At 35.4% G+C, this 16,369-nt stretch carries 19 protein-coding genes; 8 read left to right on the forward strand and 11 right to left on the reverse strand.

What is annotated here, in order from left to right; translation table 11 throughout:
* Window positions 1–10: 10 nt before the first annotated feature.
* From ILT06_RS27135 to ILT06_RS27150, 4 genes are all read right to left on the reverse strand, one after another.
* The gene (locus tag ILT06_RS27135) at window positions 11–1,771 is read right to left on the reverse strand and encodes an ABC transporter ATP-binding protein (RefSeq protein WP_098102478.1); all 1,761 of its coding nucleotides are present in this window, start codon (window positions 1,769–1,771) and stop codon (window positions 11–13) included.
* Between the two features lie 54 nt (window positions 1,772–1,825).
* Window positions 1,826–2,356 carry a nucleoside tri-diphosphate phosphatase gene (ntdP, locus tag ILT06_RS27140; protein WP_000506626.1) on the reverse strand — a complete coding sequence of 177 codons (531 nt, stop codon included), beginning with the start codon at window positions 2,354–2,356 and terminating at the stop codon, window positions 1,826–1,828.
* Between the two features lie 250 nt (window positions 2,357–2,606).
* Window positions 2,607–2,867 carry a YgaB family protein gene (locus tag ILT06_RS27145; protein WP_000997573.1) on the reverse strand — a complete coding sequence of 87 codons (261 nt, stop codon included), beginning with the start codon at window positions 2,865–2,867 and terminating at the stop codon, window positions 2,607–2,609.
* A 188-nt stretch (window positions 2,868–3,055) separates the two neighbouring features.
* A complete protein-coding gene (locus tag ILT06_RS27150) occupies window positions 3,056–3,337 on the reverse strand; it encodes a gamma-type small acid-soluble spore protein (protein WP_000039038.1) in 282 nt (93 codons plus the stop codon).
* Between the two features lie 125 nt (window positions 3,338–3,462).
* Here ILT06_RS27150 and ILT06_RS27155 point away from each other — a divergent pair, with 125 nt between their 5' ends.
* Window positions 3,463–3,687 (forward strand): hypothetical protein, encoded by a 225-nt coding sequence (locus ILT06_RS27155; RefSeq protein ID WP_000275431.1) that lies wholly within the window; start codon window positions 3,463–3,465, stop codon window positions 3,685–3,687.
* 35 nt (window positions 3,688–3,722) lie between these two features.
* Here ILT06_RS27155 and mutY read toward each other — a convergent pair whose 3' ends face one another.
* Window positions 3,723–4,820 carry an A/G-specific adenine glycosylase gene (gene mutY, locus ILT06_RS27160; protein ID WP_064477268.1) on the reverse strand — a complete coding sequence of 366 codons (1,098 nt, stop codon included), beginning with the start codon at window positions 4,818–4,820 and terminating at the stop codon, window positions 3,723–3,725.
* A 149-nt stretch (window positions 4,821–4,969) separates the two neighbouring features.
* Between mutY and ILT06_RS27165 the strand changes: the two genes are divergently transcribed.
* The gene (locus ILT06_RS27165; RefSeq protein ID WP_064477267.1) at window positions 4,970–5,950 is read left to right on the forward strand and encodes a metal-dependent hydrolase; all 981 of its coding nucleotides are present in this window, start codon (window positions 4,970–4,972) and stop codon (window positions 5,948–5,950) included.
* 25 nt (window positions 5,951–5,975) lie between these two features.
* Here the strand turns inward: ILT06_RS27165 and ILT06_RS27170 are convergent, their stop codons facing one another.
* Complete coding sequence (locus tag ILT06_RS27170) at window positions 5,976–6,242, reverse strand: YfhJ family protein (RefSeq protein ID WP_000997857.1); 267 nt, start codon at window positions 6,240–6,242, stop codon at window positions 5,976–5,978.
* A gap of 123 nt (window positions 6,243–6,365) precedes the next feature.
* On the opposite strand from ILT06_RS27170, the gene ILT06_RS27175 reads away from it, so the two are divergent.
* Both ILT06_RS27175 and ILT06_RS27180 read left to right on the forward strand, forming a co-directional pair.
* Entirely contained in the window at window positions 6,366–6,524 is a 159-nt protein-coding gene (locus ILT06_RS27175; RefSeq protein ID WP_000517891.1) for a small, acid-soluble spore protein K, read from the forward strand.
* Window positions 6,525–6,570: 46 nt separating this feature from the next.
* Window positions 6,571–6,723: a YpzG family protein gene (locus ILT06_RS27180; RefSeq protein ID WP_000122093.1), complete on the forward strand. Its 153-nt coding sequence runs from the start codon at window positions 6,571–6,573 to the stop codon at window positions 6,721–6,723.
* Between the two features lie 64 nt (window positions 6,724–6,787).
* On the opposite strand, the gene ILT06_RS27185 is transcribed toward ILT06_RS27180, so the two are convergent.
* Window positions 6,788–7,105 (reverse strand): YfhH family protein, encoded by a 318-nt coding sequence (locus ILT06_RS27185; protein WP_001057030.1) that lies wholly within the window; start codon window positions 7,103–7,105, stop codon window positions 6,788–6,790.
* A 10-nt stretch (window positions 7,106–7,115) separates the two neighbouring features.
* Window positions 7,116–7,928, reverse strand: coding sequence for a recombination regulator RecX (gene recX / locus ILT06_RS27190; protein WP_103655467.1), 813 nt, complete (start codon window positions 7,926–7,928; stop codon window positions 7,116–7,118).
* Window positions 7,929–8,009: 81 nt separating this feature from the next.
* On the opposite strand from recX, the gene ILT06_RS27195 reads away from it, so the two are divergent.
* The 4 genes from ILT06_RS27195 to ILT06_RS27210 all read left to right on the forward strand — a co-directional run bounded on the left by ILT06_RS27195 (window position 8,010) and on the right by ILT06_RS27210 (window position 11,215).
* Window positions 8,010–8,915, forward strand: a complete 906-nt coding sequence (locus ILT06_RS27195) for a TIGR01777 family oxidoreductase (RefSeq protein WP_064477265.1) — start codon at window positions 8,010–8,012, stop codon at window positions 8,913–8,915.
* Between the two features lie 140 nt (window positions 8,916–9,055).
* The gene (locus ILT06_RS27200; RefSeq protein ID WP_000698308.1) at window positions 9,056–10,186 is read left to right on the forward strand and encodes an amidohydrolase; all 1,131 of its coding nucleotides are present in this window, start codon (window positions 9,056–9,058) and stop codon (window positions 10,184–10,186) included.
* A gap of 241 nt (window positions 10,187–10,427) precedes the next feature.
* Window positions 10,428–10,985: a GNAT family N-acetyltransferase gene (locus ILT06_RS27205; protein ID WP_000914737.1), complete on the forward strand. Its 558-nt coding sequence runs from the start codon at window positions 10,428–10,430 to the stop codon at window positions 10,983–10,985.
* Between the two features lie 110 nt (window positions 10,986–11,095).
* Window positions 11,096–11,215 (forward strand): YfhE family protein, encoded by a 120-nt coding sequence (locus tag ILT06_RS27210; protein ID WP_000358487.1) that lies wholly within the window; start codon window positions 11,096–11,098, stop codon window positions 11,213–11,215.
* A 370-nt stretch (window positions 11,216–11,585) separates the two neighbouring features.
* Here ILT06_RS27210 and ILT06_RS27215 read toward each other — a convergent pair whose 3' ends face one another.
* The 3 genes from ILT06_RS27215 to pflB all read right to left on the reverse strand — a co-directional run bounded on the left by ILT06_RS27215 (window position 11,586) and on the right by pflB (window position 16,214).
* Complete coding sequence (locus ILT06_RS27215) at window positions 11,586–12,752, reverse strand: diglucosyl diacylglycerol synthase (protein ID WP_064477264.1); 1,167 nt, start codon at window positions 12,750–12,752, stop codon at window positions 11,586–11,588.
* A gap of 412 nt (window positions 12,753–13,164) precedes the next feature.
* A complete protein-coding gene (gene pflA, locus ILT06_RS27220; RefSeq protein ID WP_000589742.1) occupies window positions 13,165–13,896 on the reverse strand; it encodes a pyruvate formate-lyase-activating protein in 732 nt (243 codons plus the stop codon).
* Window positions 13,897–13,964: 68 nt separating this feature from the next.
* On the reverse strand, window positions 13,965–16,214 hold the full coding sequence (pflB, locus tag ILT06_RS27225; RefSeq protein WP_222655674.1) for a formate C-acetyltransferase: 2,250 nt from the start codon (window positions 16,212–16,214) through the stop codon (window positions 13,965–13,967).
* Window positions 16,215–16,369: the final 155 nt, after the last annotated feature.

Raw genomic sequence — 16,369 nt, forward strand, 5'->3', positions numbered from 1 at the left:
ACAGCTCCTTTTACGCTAAAGGAGCTGTTTCTGTTATATGTTGAAGTTGATATAAATTGTAATAAAACCCTCTTTTTTTCATTAACTCTTCATGAGAACCTGTTTCTTTAATTTCACCATCTTCAATGTAAATAATCGTATCCATATGCGTAATCGTCGCCAATCGATGTGCGATTACGATCGTCGTCCGATCAGCAGCTAACGTCTGAAGCGCCTGCTGAATATACCGTTCATTTTCTAAATCTAAAGCGGAAGTCGCCTCATCTAATATAAGTAACGATGGATTCTTTAGAAACACTCTTGCAATCGCTACACGTTGCCTTTGCCCACCAGATAACTTCACACCGCGTTCCCCAACGACAGTATCATAGCCATCAGGTAACTCTATAATAAAATCATGAATTTGCGCAGCTTTAGCAGCTGCAATCACTTCTTCCTCTGTAGCTTTCGGATTTCCATATAAAATATTTGCCCCGATTGTATCACTAAATAACAAATTATCTTGCAGTACAATTCCAATATGACTACGTAAATTTCTCATATCATACTTTCTAACATCTATCCCATCTACATAAACTGCACCTGAAGAAACATCATAGAAACGTGGGATTAAGCTAGCAAGAGATGACTTCCCTCCCCCACTCGCTCCTACAAGTGCTACCTTCTCTCCTGGCAACATAGTTAACGAAAGGTTATGTAATATCTCTTTTTCATCCGAATTGTAACGAAAAGATACATTATCAAATATCACTTCACCATTTAATTTTGTCGTTTGTACCGCACTTGGCACATTGACAATATCGTATTTTTCATCTAACAATTCAAACACTCGATCCATCGATGCGAAAGACTGTGTTAATGTTGTGGAGGAATTAACAAGGCGGCGAAGCGGACTATACAAACTATCCATATATCCAACAAAGGCAACCATAGTCCCTAATGTTAACTGCCCCTGAATTACTTCATATGCTGCAAAGCCGATCACCAGTAACGGGCCTAAATCGGTTAACGTATTCACTGCTGAAAATGTCCTTGCAGTCCAACTCGTATGCGTTAACGCTTTCGTCAAAAATTCATTATTTCTTTTTTCAAACTGCTTACCCTCATATTCTTCTAATGCAAAGCTACGTGTCACTTGCATCCCTTGAATACGTTCATGTAAATACCCTTGCATCGTTGCTAACGCTTGTGAACGCTCTTTCGTCAATTTTCGAAGACGTCCGAAAAAATATTTCACCGCCACTACATAAATAGGTAAAATTAATAGCGCAACAAATGTCAATTTTATATTCATAGAAAACATAACAATAATAGCAATTGCAATTGTTGCCGTATCTAACCAAACATTCATCAAACCAGTAATTACAAAATCCTTCGTTTGTTCTACATCATGGATTACACGTGAAATAATTTCCCCTGTTTTTGTGTTCGAATAATAGCGTAAACTCAACTTTTGCAAATGACCAAAAATATGTTTTCGCAAATCATATAGTATTGTATTTGCGATACGCTGCGCGAAATATTGACGATAATATTCAATTGGCGGTCTTATTACTGCAAAAATAAAAAAGGCAATCCCAACGGCTGTTACTAATTGGGATGTTTTATCTTGAAGTGACCCTCCACCTTGAATTACATCATCGATAATATATTTTAATAACCACGGCATAATAAGCGGGATGCCGAATTTAACTAGACCAATCATAATCGTAATAGCAATAAGCCATCGATATGGTTTAACAAAGTGCAAATATCTTTTTATACCTTGCACATAATCCCCCCTCTAATAGGACAAACCTGCCGGGAAATCCCCTGCAGGTTTGTTTTAATTTCTGTACATTAAATATCTTTCATACCACATATCTACAAAATCTGGCGCGAATGGCCCTTTTCTTTGATGAATCCATTGTGTTAATTGTGCTACATTTCGTTTTAAAATAGTATCAATAACAGGTGGATACTGCATAATTTGACTATGCTTTTCATACTCATCTTCATCTAAAAGCGTATATGTCATATCTGGATATACTTTAATATCTAAATCATAATCAATGTACTTTAATGCTTCAGAATCATATGCAAAAGGTGAGCCTAAATTACAATAATAATATACTCCCTCTTCCCTTAGCATCCCAATCACATTAAACCAATAGTTTGCATGAAAATAACAAATTGCTGGTTCACGAGTAATCCATGTTCGGCCATCTGATTCTGTCACTACTGTACGATCATTTGCTCCGATAACAAGACTCTGTGTCCCTTTTAAAATTGTTGTCTCTTCCCACATTCTATGAATGGAGCCATTATGTTTATAACTATGTATTTGTACTTTTTCTCCTTCTTTGGGAAATCCCATATATGCTCCCTTCTTTCAACTGCAAATGCCCTTTGAGCTGCATTCACTTTTTTTCTATTATAACTTTTTTGTCGAAATTTTAAAACTAAAGCCACAAGACTCTATTTTTCACACCGAATACTATATCCCTAATCTTCTTAGGAGACGGGGCCTTCGCTGAATGATTTACAAACGAGGAAATGGGAATAGAAAAAGCCCTTCCTTATTTCTATCTAAAGAAGGGCCTTTCACCGGAAGGTAACAATATGCCTTACCCTAAATTCGAAATCATTTTTTCAGTTTCAAAAGATTGAATCACACTATTTGTTTGCTCTTCAAATTTCTCATGTAACAGTTTTAACGCTAATTCTGTTCTATATATTTCTTGGCGGATAAAATGTAATTCCTTTTTATCGCACGTATCCTTTTCGCTGATTTCAATTTGCTGATATTTCTCTAGATGAGCTTGTAACTTTAACAACTCATCCATCGTTTCCAATTGCTCTCCTACCAACTTATCAAAATCGTTCATTACTTACCCCCTTTTAGATTTATTCATCAGTTATTATTCCTCATTACATATTTCTAATCTTTAACTTCCTTCTCCTTTGACTACATTTGTTGACTTATTAGAAGTTATGTCGTCCGCTTTCTTTTCATTACAATGACCCGCACACAAAGAAAACACTTCTCTCGAAATGGAGAAGTGTTTTTCTTTCATTACTCGTTTGAACTAGAAGATTGTGATTGTTTTGCAGCTGATTGTGCATTTTGTTTTTTCACAGCATGCACGTCTGTTTCAGTTGCAAATTCTGTACCATAACTAGCGTTTGCACTTTGTGCACCAGAAGCTTGTGCTTTCTTTGCTTCTGATTGTGCATTCGCTTGTTTTACTGCTTGTACATTTGTTTCAGTCGCAAACTCTGTACCATAACTAGCATTTGTACTTTGAATGCTAGCACCAGAAGTTGCCTTGTTATAACCTTGTTGTTTTTTACTCATCTTTCTCACCTCCACAATTAATAATGTAACCAATTCAACTAGAAGCTATCCGTAATTTTCTTTTGAAAAAATTCCGCATATATCTCTTGTTACTCATTCAAACTATAGAAAATGGAGGTGGAAATATGTATATAGGACGCGATATGACTGAACTAACGATGATTTCAAAAAATGAATGGAAAGAAGATGAATTAGCTTATTTTCATCATTCATTACAACAGATTTTGCCGTATTTAAATGCAGAAGGTCAAAGTATCTATAAAGAAATTGTGATAGAAATCGAATCAAGGGGCGGCTTACAAGAAGGTGATGCTAGTTGGACTCATGGGACAAAAATTTCTTACGATTAAAAAAGTGTTCCCAATCTAGGGAACACTTTTTTTGTTTATTGCATTGTAATTTTCTCAACACAACTCTCATAAATCGTACGATGCGATTTAGAGAAAGGTAACTGTTCAAAAGCTTCTTTCGATACAAATTTCAATGTATCTGTTTCAACAATATCACCGGTTACTTTTCCGTAAAATACAAATATATCCCAAGTACGATGAGTAAATGTATGTTGTACATTCATTGCGTATTCTTCAATAGAAATCGAGAGCTCAAATTTTTCCTTCATATAATCTATAAGCTGCTCTTTCTGATTCCGAATCCCTTCCCCAAGTTCAGCATTTGGAAACTCCCACATGTTAGCTAATAACCCGGTACTTGGACGTTTATTAATGACGTAACGACCATCTTCTGTTTGAAGTACTCCTGCAACAATCGGTACCATTGTAGGAGCTTTCGCTTTACTTTTTACTGGTAGTTCTTTTTGAACACCTTCAGCATATCCCCTGCAATGTTCACGTACAGGACAAAGTAAGCATGCTGGATTTTTGGGAATACAAATTAGTGCACCTAACTCCATCAAACCTTGATTAAAATAAGATGGATTTTCAGCTGAAATAATTTCACGCACAATCTCTTCAAACACTTTTCTAGTCTTTGGTTTTGCAATGTCATCCCATACTGATAAAATGCGAGATAATACACGCATAACATTTCCGTCAACTGCTGGCTCTGGTATACCATATGCGATACTTAAAATAGCACCTTTTGTATATGGGCCAACTCCTTTTAACTTTTCAATTTTCTTTACATCACTCGGTACTATCCCGCCGTATACTTCTTTCACTTCTTTTACAGCCGCATGTAAATTTCGTGCTCTAGAATAATACCCTAAACCTTCCCATGCTTTTAACACTTCTTCATCATCAGCATTTGCCAAAGCCTCTAGAGTAGGAAACTTCCCCATAAAATTCGCGTAATATGGTTTTACAGCTTCTACCCTTGTTTGCTGCAACATAATTTCCGAAACCCAAACGCGGTATGGATCTTTATTTTTACGCCACGGTAAGTCGCGTTGCTCTTTTTCAAACCAACCAATTAAATCATTTTGAAACTGCTCTATGTTAAAATTATTTAATATTTCAAGTGTCAAACTTGATCCCCCTCATTTTTTTGCATATAAGTACTATTATAAAGATTTTAGGAAAAAATTTAAGTAAGATGACATAGGAAATAGAAGGCAAAGGACTTGAGGTATCGAATAAAAAGAGTTACATTAATAAAAAACGGAGGTGAATTTCTATGGACACAGCCACTCACCTTGTTATGGGCGTTACTCTAGGCAGTTTGGCAACGTTAGATCCAGCCATAGCACAAAGTGATATTGGGCCACAAGCAGTTATGTTTGCTACAATTGCCGGTTCCAATATTCCTGACATCGATACAGTTTTAAAATTGCGTAATAACGCTAAATATATAAGAAATCATCGCGGGATTACTCATTCCATTCCTGCAGTGATTCTTTGGTCATTCCTTATAAGTGGCATCTCTTTCGCCTTCTTTTCAGACGCTCCATATTTGCATCTACTACTTTGGTCATTTATTGCCGTCTTTCTTCATGTCTTTGTAGATATTTTCAACGCCTACGGTACACAGGCATTACGGCCCTTCACAAAAAAATGGGTAGCACTCGGCATCATTAATACATTTGATACCGTCATTTTCTTTATCCACCTACTCGCGATTGCTTGTATGCTCGTAGGTTCCCATAAAGGGTATACTGCTTTAGCAGCGTATATATTGATGATTGTTTACTATATCGGACGGATTATGATGCATAGAAACATACGTAGCATCGTATATAAACGTTTCAATCATGTGGAGAAAATAATCATTTCCCCTTCTTACAGATTTTATCATTATCATTTAGCAATCGTTACAACTGATTATTACTACGTTGCTAGATGGCATCGTGGTAACATCATGGTCTATGATAAGTTCGACCGGATACCGTTCCCAGATAATGCTATTATGCGCGCAGCTAAACAAGATGAAAACATCTCAGCATTTCTATCTTTTTCTCCTGTGTATCGCTGGGACATTTTCGATTATGATCATTATTACGAAGTTCGCTTCATTGATTTGCGCTATCGCAGTAAAGATTATTATCCATTCGTTGCAATCGTTCAACTCGACCACAATTTAAATATTATTAGTTCCTATACAGGATGGATTTTTAGTGAAGAAAAACTTCGAAAAAAACTGGAATTACTTCCACATTAAAAAAAAGCGACTTAAGTCGCTTTTTTTAATGTTTCAAATGATCTTCTTGATTGATTAAATGGCTATATTTCGGATTATTTGTACGCATTTCATGAAGGCGACCTCCATGATTATTAATCCATGTTCGTACCACTTGTTCAGTCATTTCATCACCTTGATAACGACCTGATTTAGCATAAGTTGTTTGAAAGTCTTCCCACAATAATTCAACCCACGCACGAGCTTGTGCGTAAGAAAGTTTGTCATTTTTGTCTAATAGTTCTTTTGTTAATGTTTCGTGAATATCATTCATATTCCATTCTCCTTTTACCTATTTATTCCCTTAATTTCTAAAGGATAGTTTCTTCTATTTTGCACATTCTATAAGTGATACTTCTTAAAGAGGTATCAACTGATGATGAGGAGGGCGTTCGCAATGGGTAAACAAGCCGAATTTTGGTCTGAGTCAAAAAACAACAGCAAAATCGATGGTCAACCGAAAGCGAAATCACGCTTCGCTTCGAAACGACCTAACGGCACAATTAACACGCACCCACAAGAACGTATGCGTGCTGCAAATCAGCAGGAAGAATAGTACAGGTACAACCTAAAAAATTAACTTCCTACACGAGGTGATAAAGATGAGCTACCGTGATCGCTTAGATAGTCGTTCTGAATTATTTAACCATACGTGGACTCGTCCGAAACATGCAAAAGCGCAAGTTAACGGACAGACGCAACAAACCCAGTCTCTCATTATACTGGCGAATGAATGTAAAAAACGCCAATTTTAGAATCTCCTATCTCCTGTAACGCCTACCAAAAATGAAAACCAGAGAGATATTCGCTCTCTGGTTTTCATTTTTCTTGTAATAAAGAAATCGGTATTCCAATCTCTTCATTATCATTTTGCTTATGTCCCCAAGCAAATACCCCGTTGAAATACGTAATTTCAAATAATATACCAGGTTCTTCTACTAATTCATATGTCTCACCAATATGAAATTTATTTATATCAGTCATATAAGCACGAGCCATTGCCATCTTTCGCATTAATACATCGAACTCATTTACAATACCAAGCTGCTCTGCCTTTATTGCTTGCTCTTTCAAAACCCCAATTTCTTCCCTTAGCTCATGTGGTGTCATTTCGCTGTAGCGCTTTGGCATATTCATCTTATTCCCCTCATCCCTCTTCACGTTTCATCTGCAAAAATATATCTATCTCATCAATAGAGAATCCTTTGCGATATAACGCTTGTTTCATCTTATTTTCAAATGTCCATCCATCATACTTCTTATATTTCTCATAATATTTATTCCCATGATAGTGTAACGCTTCTTGTTGCTGTTCGTCATCTTTTTCGTCTTTCAATTCTTCCAAACAAATTTGAATCACATCTCTAGAATATCCTTTACGAACAAGCATTTCTTCTAACTTTAGCTTCATTTGTAAAAAGGAATGCTTTTGATAAGACCTTTTCTTCTTTTCTATAAGAAGTAAAGCATTCTCAATTTGCTTTTCCTTCGGATATTCTTGTAAACTATGTGTAATGATTAGATCCTGAACACCTTTATTTAATAACTCTCTTTTAATAACAGTTGGACCCTTTCGATTCACATTACTTTGCGTTCGCGTATATAAAACAGCGTACTCTTTATCATTAATATATCGATCATGTAATAATTTCGAAACGACTTCAGAGATGACGGCCTGTCCCACTTCTTTTTTTCGTAAATAGTCTTCTACTTCTTTTTTTGTTCTCATTTGATAGGATAGATAGGAAATTACTTGTAAATATGCTTTTTGTACCTCTTCATTGTATAAAATATTTCCTAACGCTAGTTCATCAATTTCTAACCCTTTTTGTAATCCATGTTTCATTAAGATTACTTGATCCACACTAAATCCGTATTCTTCACCTTGACCTTTATCAATATAAATATTAAACCGTTCTTTCGATCGTTTTTGCACTTCTATTTTTGTAATGACAGCCATACTCTCACCTCTCTATTATTTTAACATAGTCAAGGAACGTTTTTGCTTTTCAAGAATATATATAATGAGGAGGAAATAATTGTGAGAATCGCAATTTCTGGTGGTACCGGCTTTATCGGTAAATACCTTTCTACTTTTTTTATTCAAAAAGGATATAATGTTTACATTCTTACTCGAAACAAAACTACTGAAACTTCCCACCCTAACCTTCAGTATGTACAATGGACACCAGATTTACAAACCTTCCCCCTCTCTTCTATCGATGTAGTTATTAACCTAGCTGGAGAGTCTATTAATAGTAGATGGACAAAGAAACAAAAGGAATCCATTTTAAACAGTAGAATTCAAACAACAAAAGGACTCATTAAACAATTGCAAACACTTGGTACAAAGCCAAATACATTTATTAACGCAAGTGCTATTGGATACTATGGAACGTCTGAAACTGAGTCTTTTACAGAACAGCATGAGATTCCTGGAAATGACTTTTTAGCAAATACAGTATATTCATGGGAACAAGAAGCATCTAAAGCACGTTCTCATGGAATGCGAACAATCTACGCAAGACTTGGAGTTGTATTAGGCGCAGACGGAGGAGCTCTTCCCAAAATGCTACTCCCCTATCAATTCTATATTGGAGGTACAATTGGATCTGGAAACCAATGGTTATCATGGATTCATATAGACGATGTCGTTCGCCTAATTGATTTCATCATACACAAAGAAGAAATTGATGGCCCTTTTAACATCACAGCTCCCCTACCTATAAAAATGAAGGAATTTGGAGAAACCATTGCAACTATAATGAAAAAACCTCATTGGTTACCTGTCCCTTCATTTATGCTTCACACTTTATTGGGTGAGATGAGTATACTTGTACTCGAAGGACAACATGTATTACCTAGTAAAGCAATTGAACATGGGTATCAATACACATTTCCGGCAATAGACCATGCATTACAAAATGTACTTTCGCATACAATGTAGTACTTCTAAAACACAGTTTTACAGGGCCCCCTTTCAAAACTTTCATTTTCTAGAATCCGGAGCATTATTACACAAATAACCTTTCAGTTACTTTCCCTTAAATTCCATTAACATTGTAAAGTAACAGAAATGAGGTACCTATGAAAATATTGCTCAAACAAGCCATTGTCTATCCTATTACATCCCAAAAATTTCAAGGGGATGTACTCGTTATAGGAGAAAGAATTGCCGAGGTCAAGCCTTCCATTCAACCCACTCAAGATATGACAGTTATAGACGCTCGTGCTCTTCATCTTTTACCTGGATTTATTGATGTCCATACTCATCTTGGTCTCTATGATGAAGGTACTGGTTGGGCTGGCAATGATGCAAATGAAACATCTGAAGTTTCAACACCACATATCCGTTCTTTGGACGGAATCCACCCTTTTGATATTGCATTTCAAGATGCTGTACAAAACGGAATCACAACTGTTCACGTTATGCCAGGAAGTCAAAACATTATCGGTGGTACGACTTGTGTAATAAAAACAGCTGGAACTTGTATTGATCATATGATTATTCAAGAACCTGCCGGCTTAAAGATTGCCTTTGGAGAAAATCCTAAAAAGGTCCATAGTAATGGAACAAAAGAATCCATAACACGTATGGGAATTATGGGGTTACTTCGGGAATCATTCTATGAAGCACAGCACTACGGACATGAAGCTGATTTTCGAATGCTTCCTATCTTAAAAGCATTACGCCGCGAAATACCTGTACGTATACACGCTCACCGAGCAGATGATATTAGTTCTGCTCTACGCTTTGCAACAGAGTTCAATCTCGATTTACGCATTGAACATTGTACAGAAGGACACTTTATTGTTGAAGAGCTTTCGAAACACAATTTGAAGGTTTCAGTTGGCCCCACTCTTACACGCCGTTCTAAAATCGAACTTAAAAACAAAACATGGGATACTTACCATATATTATCGAAAAATGGAGTGGAAGTTTCTATAACAACAGATCACCCTTATACACCAATTCAATATTTAAATGTTTGTGCTGCTGTCGCAGTAAGAGAAGGATTAGACGAAAAAACTGCACTAGAAGGAATCACTATATTTCCAGCACGAAATTTACGTTTAGAGGATAGAATTGGAAGCATTGAGGTTGGAAAAGACGCTGATCTCGTGTTATGGACTCATCATCCTTTCCATTATTTAGCCAAGCCTGTACTAACCATGATTGACGGAAAAATAATTTACAAAAAAAATAAAAAAAACTAGTTTATTTTTTTGACTAGATAAAGTATTATACGATTATAAACTGAATGAAACCATAATCAATTTGTGTCGTGATTATCATTTTCAAATTGATGAATGGGGAAGGCAAATGGTGCGCCACCAGCGTTAGAAACTGGTTCTAGTGGGTTCGATTCCCACCCCGAAATTTTTTAAAGATTGATATAAAAATTTCGAGGGTGGGGTGTTTTTTCGTCATGCTACCCTCGTGTGAGGAGGAGTTAGTATGTTGAAAAAACGCGACTTACACGACAGCCACGTTCTATACGAGTTAATGGTGGACCCAGCTGTCTTCCCTTTTGTGCGTCAAAAGGCTTATTCTTATGAGGAGTATTTATTTTTAACGAAACAAACGATTGAAGCTGAAGAGCGTGGGGAATTAATTTCACGCACAATTTTAGATGAATGGGGTAACCCTATCGGAACAATTACTTTATTTGATGTGCAAGAAAAAGCCGGATTTCTCGGAACATGGCTTGGCAAACCCTATCATGGAAAAGGCTATAATAAATTGGCGAAAGATTCATTTTTTAGTGAACTTTTCTATGAATTAGATATTGAAACAATCTTTATGCGTATTCGTAAAATAAATATTCGTTCTATTAAAGCTGCCGAAAAACTACAATATGTAAATCTAGCAAACGAAACAAGAAAAGCCGTTTATGATGAAATTAACGCAAATGAAGAAGTATATAACTTATATGAAATCCCAAAAGATCAATATACACTTGCTACAATGCGAGATACAACGTTCCAAGATGCTCACCAATTAAAAGAAGCGTAATCTAAATTTTCAGAAAAGATAATTAATCATTAACATTTTGCCATATACGTATATCACCCCATGTCTTTGGAAACGATAGATAGTGACTTTAGGACACGAGGTGATTTGTAATGGATAAAAAGAAACGTGACAAAACAAAAAACACATTATCTAGTACACAAGAAGTTCTCTACCAACGAGAATTTCGCAAAGCAGATCGCGCAGCGGGTTATCGCTCGAAAAGTATTTAAAGTGAGAATGAATAATTAGACGTTTTCCCCCCTAATTATTCATTCTCATTACATATTTTTTCTACGTGATAGAATAGACAAAAAAGGTTCCTTATAAATAAGGAACCTTTTTTGTGTGGATAACGTTATCCACACAATTTATAGAATTGTGAATAAATTCAACAAACCCTTCACAAGTTTATATGTTGTGACGCATAGTAAATGTTAGAATTGTGGATAGTTTTCTAAAAATTGTGGATAATGTGGATATAGTTGTTAATATTTCGACTTTACTGTTTAATGAAAGCGTAATCTTCATGTGGATAAGTTACCACTTTATCTTATAAAACAATAAAGAACCCTCTTTAAACATATAAAAGAGGGTTTCATATTAAGTAAATAATTGTGCAAGAGCAGGTGATTTAATAGGTATATGATTCGGTTCTACATGGTTTTCTGTCAAAATTGTATCCACAATATGACCAGCTGGCTCCGGACGATAAATGCTTTTCATCGCTTCTTTCATTTGAAGAAGCTTCATATCATCTTGCAATAACGCCTCTGTCTTTGCAAAAACCTCACTATCATCACGAATGACAACTGCAGCGCCTTTTCTTTCAAAGTACATCGCATTTTCATTTTCTTGTCCTGGAACAGGTTTATATAAAATGACAGGTACTTGCAATGCTGCCGCTTCACTTAACGTAATACCGCCCGGCTTCGTAATCATACAAGAAGTAACACGGAATAATTCATCGATATTTTCAACATAACCAAATACTTTTAATGCATCAGGATTTTTTTCCTGAACCCCTAATAAATCCTGTTTTAACGCTTCATTTTTTCCACAAACGACAACTACTTGTAAATCAGGTACTGACATAAATGATTGGCATAGTTCTTTTACACTTCCTAATACCCCATGAGCACCTGCTACAATTAGTAAAATCTTTTTATTCTTACATAACTGATATTTATTATATATAATGTCTGGATTGATCTTCAGCTCAAAACTACTACGAATCGGAATTCCAGTTTCAACAATTTGCTCCGCGGGCACACCAATATCAATCATAATTTTTTTTACGTGATCAGTTGCTACAAAATAACGATCTACTTCCCGATGAATCCATATTTTGTGCACACAAAAATCCGTTAATACGTTATACACAGGAATTGAAATACCTGTTTGCTTTTTTAACTCTGGTACAGCTATGATCGGAAAAGTATTAATAACAATATCCGGTTTCTCTGCTTGTAAAAGTAATTTCAAACGTTTTCTTCCAAAATTCGCATACCAAGATGCTATTTTTTTATCATAAATTTTTTCTACGCCATAATAAAACAAGCGGTATAATTCTTTTCCTATTGTATAACTTTTTAAATATAAATATTTTGTAATATCGGTTATAACTGGATGTGATTCTCCGAACAAATCGCATACAATTACATCTTTAATTCCTTTTTGGCGAAATGTTTGTTCTAATGTTTTCGCTACTTGCACATGACCATTACCGTAATGTGCAGTTAATATTAAAACCTTGGGGTTTTTTATCAAACAAATCCACTCCTAGCTTATTGTTTCTCCATATTGCATATACGACAATAGGAAAAACATTTTCCTTAAAAATTACATAAACAGATTCTAATACTTCTCTTTCAGCTATGTACCTGTCGTGGATATGCAAAGCATATAAGATTGACCCCTTAATCCTATCTGTGCTCATATCTTTACATTATACTTTCCTATAAGAGCTTTCGCAATAACTTACAAATGTTCTCTATTCCATGATACTCACTCTTTTACTTCTTAATTCTTTTTACTATTTTGATTTCCCTTTACAATTATGTAAATTTCTCCACTTATTCCTTACAAAAATATGGATATTCTATTTTCAGTATACTCTTTTCTATATACATACTCTAGGTTTTATTGTAAAGAAAGCAAAAAGCCTAATCCAATATTTGGATTAGACTGCTTGTAAAATATGTCTTGCTTGCTCTACATTTTTTTCAGTAGGTGGTTCTACATTCGCAAGTGGATACTTATGCCCAAGTGCCTCCCATTTATATACACCAAGCTTATGATATGGTAGCACTTCAACCTTCTGAACATTAGACAGGCTTTGAATAAAGCTAGATAATTTTTGTAGATCCTCTTCATTATCCGTAACACCAGGAACTAATACGTGTCTTACCCAAATTGGTTTATTTTTATCCGATAAATAACGAGCAAATTGTAAAATATGTTCATTTGGTTTCCCTGTTAATTTACGGTGTTTCTTTGAATCAATATGTTTCAAATCCAATAAAACTAAATCTGTGTAATCCATTAAAATATCTAGCTTATTTTGGAATTCTGGTTCTTCAGAATAACAACCACCCGAAGAATCAATTGTGGTATGGATTCCAACTTCCTTACATTTCTTAAATAATTCAATTAAGAAATCTAGCTGTAATAATGGTTCACCACCACTAACTGTTATACCGCCTCCAGAAGCTTCAATAAAAGGAAGGTAACATGTCACATCCTGCATTACTTCTTCAACTGTTATTTCTTTTCCTTTACCGATCTCCCACGTATCAGCATTATGACAGTATTGACAACGTAATAAACACCCTTGTGTAAATATGACATAACGAATTCCTGGGCCATCAACAGTACCACAAGACTCTACAGAATGAATTCTTCCTTTTATCATGTTACTTCCTCCTTTATTGAAGCAGCCTCCCTCTGCTATTTATAAAAAGCAGAGGGACACTTTTTCACTTACATACTTTCATGCATTGTACGATTAATTACATCGATTTGTTGTTCACGAGTTAATTTAATAAAGTTTACAGCGTAACCAGATACGCGAATTGTTAATTGTGGATATTTCTCAGGATGTTCCATCGCATCCATTAATGTTTCACGATTAAATACGTTAATATTTAAGTGATGGCCTTCTTTTACTGCATAACCATCAAGCATTGATACTAAGTTACGTACTTGTACATCATCTTCTTTACCAAGTGCTTTTGGAATAATAGAGAATGTATTAGAAATACCATCTTGTGCATCTTCATATGGTAATTTAGCTACAGATAATAATGAAGCTAATGCACCTTTTGTATCACGGCCATGCATTGGGTTCGCACCTGGTGCAAATGGTTCTCCAGTACGGCGACCATCTGGAGTGTTACCAGTTTTCTTACCGTATACAACGTTAGATGTGATTGTTAAGATCGACATTGTATGAACAGAATTTCTGTATGTTTTATGTTTACGAAGTTTATTCATAAATGTTTTTACAAGATTTACAGCGATTTCATCTACACGGTCATCATTGTTACCGTATTTAGGGAAATCTCCTTCGATTTCAAAGTCAACTGCAATACCGCTTTCATCACGAATTGGTTTTACTTTTGCGTGTTTAATTGCACTTAACGAGTCTGCTACTACAGATAGACCCGCGATACCTGTTGCCATTGTACGAAGAACAGTTGTATCATGAAGTGCCATTTCAATACGTTCGTAGCTATATTTATCATGCATGTAATGAATAACATTTAATGTGTTTAAATATAGACCCGCTAACCATTCCATTGTCATATCAAACTTATGCATAACTTCTTCATAATCTAATACTTCAGAAGTAATAGGTGCGTACTCAGGACCAACTTGTGCTTTAGATTTTTCATCTTTACCACCGTTAATCGCATATAGTAATGCTTTTGCTAAGTTTGCACGTGCGCCGAAGAATTGCATTTGTTTACCAATTCTCATTGCAGATACACAACAAGCAATTCCGTAGTCATCACCGTAGTCAGCACGCATAATGTCATCATTTTCATATTGAATTGCTGATGTTTTAATAGACATTTTTGCACAGTAGTTTTTAAAGTTCTGCGGTAATTGTTTAGACCAAAGAACTGTTAAGTTTGGTTCTGGAGCTGGTCCTAAATTATCTAATGTATGCAAGAAACGGAATGAGTTCTTTGTTACTAATGCACGTCCATCTAATGCCATACCACCGATAGACTCAGTTACCCAAGTTGGATCACCAGAGAATAATTCATTATAATCAGGTGTTCTTGCAAATTTCACAAGACGTAATTTCATAATGAAGTGATCCACAATTTCTTGTACTTCTTCTTCTGTCAAAGTACCATTTGCTAAATCTCTTTCAATATAAATATCTAAGAATGTAGAAGTACGTCCAAGACTCATTGCAGCTCCATTTTGCTCTTTAATCGCTGCAAGATATGCGAAGTATAACCATTGGAATGCTTCTTGTGTATTTTTTGCAGGCTTAGAAATATCAAAGCCATGAGAAGCAGCCATTTGTTTTAACTCTTGAAGTGCACGCATTTGCTCAGATAACTCTTCGCGTAAACGCATTGTATCTTCGCTCATTACACCGCCAGTTAAATTCAAATCAGCTTTTTTCACTTCAATTAAATGATCAATACCATATAATGCTACGCGTCGGTAGTCACCGATAATACGTCCACGTCCGTATGCATCTGGAAGACCAGTAATTACACCTGATTTACGAGCCGCTTTCATTTCTGGTGTATATGCATCAAATACACCTTGATTATGCGTTTTTCTCCAGTCTCTGAAAATACTGCTAAGTTCTTTATCCATTTCGTATCCATAAGATTCACAAGCTTGTTCCGCCATACGAATACCACCATATGGTTGTAAAGAACGTTTAAATGGTTTTTCAGTTTGGAAACCAACTACTTTTTCAATATCTTTATTTAAATATCCTGGTTCATGTGATGTAATAGAAGAAACAATTTTTGTATCCATATCAAGAACGCCACCGTTTTCACGTTCTTTCGTTGTTAAATCCATTACTTGATCCCAAAGTTGTTTCGTTGCTTCAGTTGCTCCCGCTAAGAAAGATTCATCCCCTTCGAAAACGTTTACATTATTTAAAATGAAATCGCGAACATCAATCTCTGCTTTCCATTTTTCACCTTTAAAGTTTTCCCATGCGTTTTTAACATTTTCTAATACTTGAGTCATCCTAATCTCCTCCATTTTTGATTAGTACAGGACTAAGATTTTTTATATAACAGCTTACACACTTAGAATACTACTTTTTTGCTAAAGTGAACGAAATAGTTGTGACATGTTTGTGAAAAGTTGAGCAAACTACTATATGCGTAGTGTTAACTTCA

Origin of the sequence: Bacillus sp. 17RED48, assembly GCF_019837545.1 — a bacterium.
GTDB lineage: Bacteria > Bacillota > Bacilli > Bacillales > Bacillaceae_G > Bacillus_A > Bacillus_A wiedmannii.

Excerpts from the sequence above, each read along its gene's own strand:
- ILT06_RS27165 (WP_064477267.1), top strand. The coding sequence starts at position 4,970 with ATGGACACAGCCACTCACCTTGTTATGGGCGTTACTCTAGGCAGTTTG.
- ntdP (WP_000506626.1), bottom strand. The coding sequence starts at position 2,356 with ATGGGATTTCCCAAAGAAGGAGAAAAAGTACAAATACATAGTTATAAA.
- ILT06_RS27175 (WP_000517891.1), top strand. The coding sequence starts at position 6,366 with ATGGGTAAACAAGCCGAATTTTGGTCTGAGTCAAAAAACAACAGCAAA.
- ILT06_RS27150 (WP_000039038.1), bottom strand. The coding sequence starts at position 3,337 with ATGAGTAAAAAACAACAAGGTTATAACAAGGCAACTTCTGGTGCTAGC.
- ILT06_RS27210 (WP_000358487.1), top strand. The coding sequence starts at position 11,096 with ATGGATAAAAAGAAACGTGACAAAACAAAAAACACATTATCTAGTACA.
- ILT06_RS27155 (WP_000275431.1), top strand. The coding sequence starts at position 3,463 with ATGTATATAGGACGCGATATGACTGAACTAACGATGATTTCAAAAAAT.
- ILT06_RS27170 (WP_000997857.1), bottom strand. The coding sequence starts at position 6,242 with ATGAATGATATTCACGAAACATTAACAAAAGAACTATTAGACAAAAAT.
- recX (WP_103655467.1), bottom strand. The coding sequence starts at position 7,928 with ATGGCTGTCATTACAAAAATAGAAGTGCAAAAACGATCGAAAGAACGG.
- ILT06_RS27180 (WP_000122093.1), top strand. The coding sequence starts at position 6,571 with ATGAGCTACCGTGATCGCTTAGATAGTCGTTCTGAATTATTTAACCAT.
- ILT06_RS27145 (WP_000997573.1), bottom strand. The coding sequence starts at position 2,867 with ATGAACGATTTTGATAAGTTGGTAGGAGAGCAATTGGAAACGATGGAT.
- pflB (WP_222655674.1), bottom strand. The coding sequence starts at position 16,214 with ATGACTCAAGTATTAGAAAATGTTAAAAACGCATGGGAAAACTTTAAA.
- ILT06_RS27200 (WP_000698308.1), top strand. The coding sequence starts at position 9,056 with ATGAAAATATTGCTCAAACAAGCCATTGTCTATCCTATTACATCCCAA.
- ILT06_RS27205 (WP_000914737.1), top strand. The coding sequence starts at position 10,428 with ATGTTGAAAAAACGCGACTTACACGACAGCCACGTTCTATACGAGTTA.
- pflA (WP_000589742.1), bottom strand. The coding sequence starts at position 13,896 with ATGATAAAAGGAAGAATTCATTCTGTAGAGTCTTGTGGTACTGTTGAT.
- ILT06_RS27185 (WP_001057030.1), bottom strand. The coding sequence starts at position 7,105 with ATGAATATGCCAAAGCGCTACAGCGAAATGACACCACATGAGCTAAGG.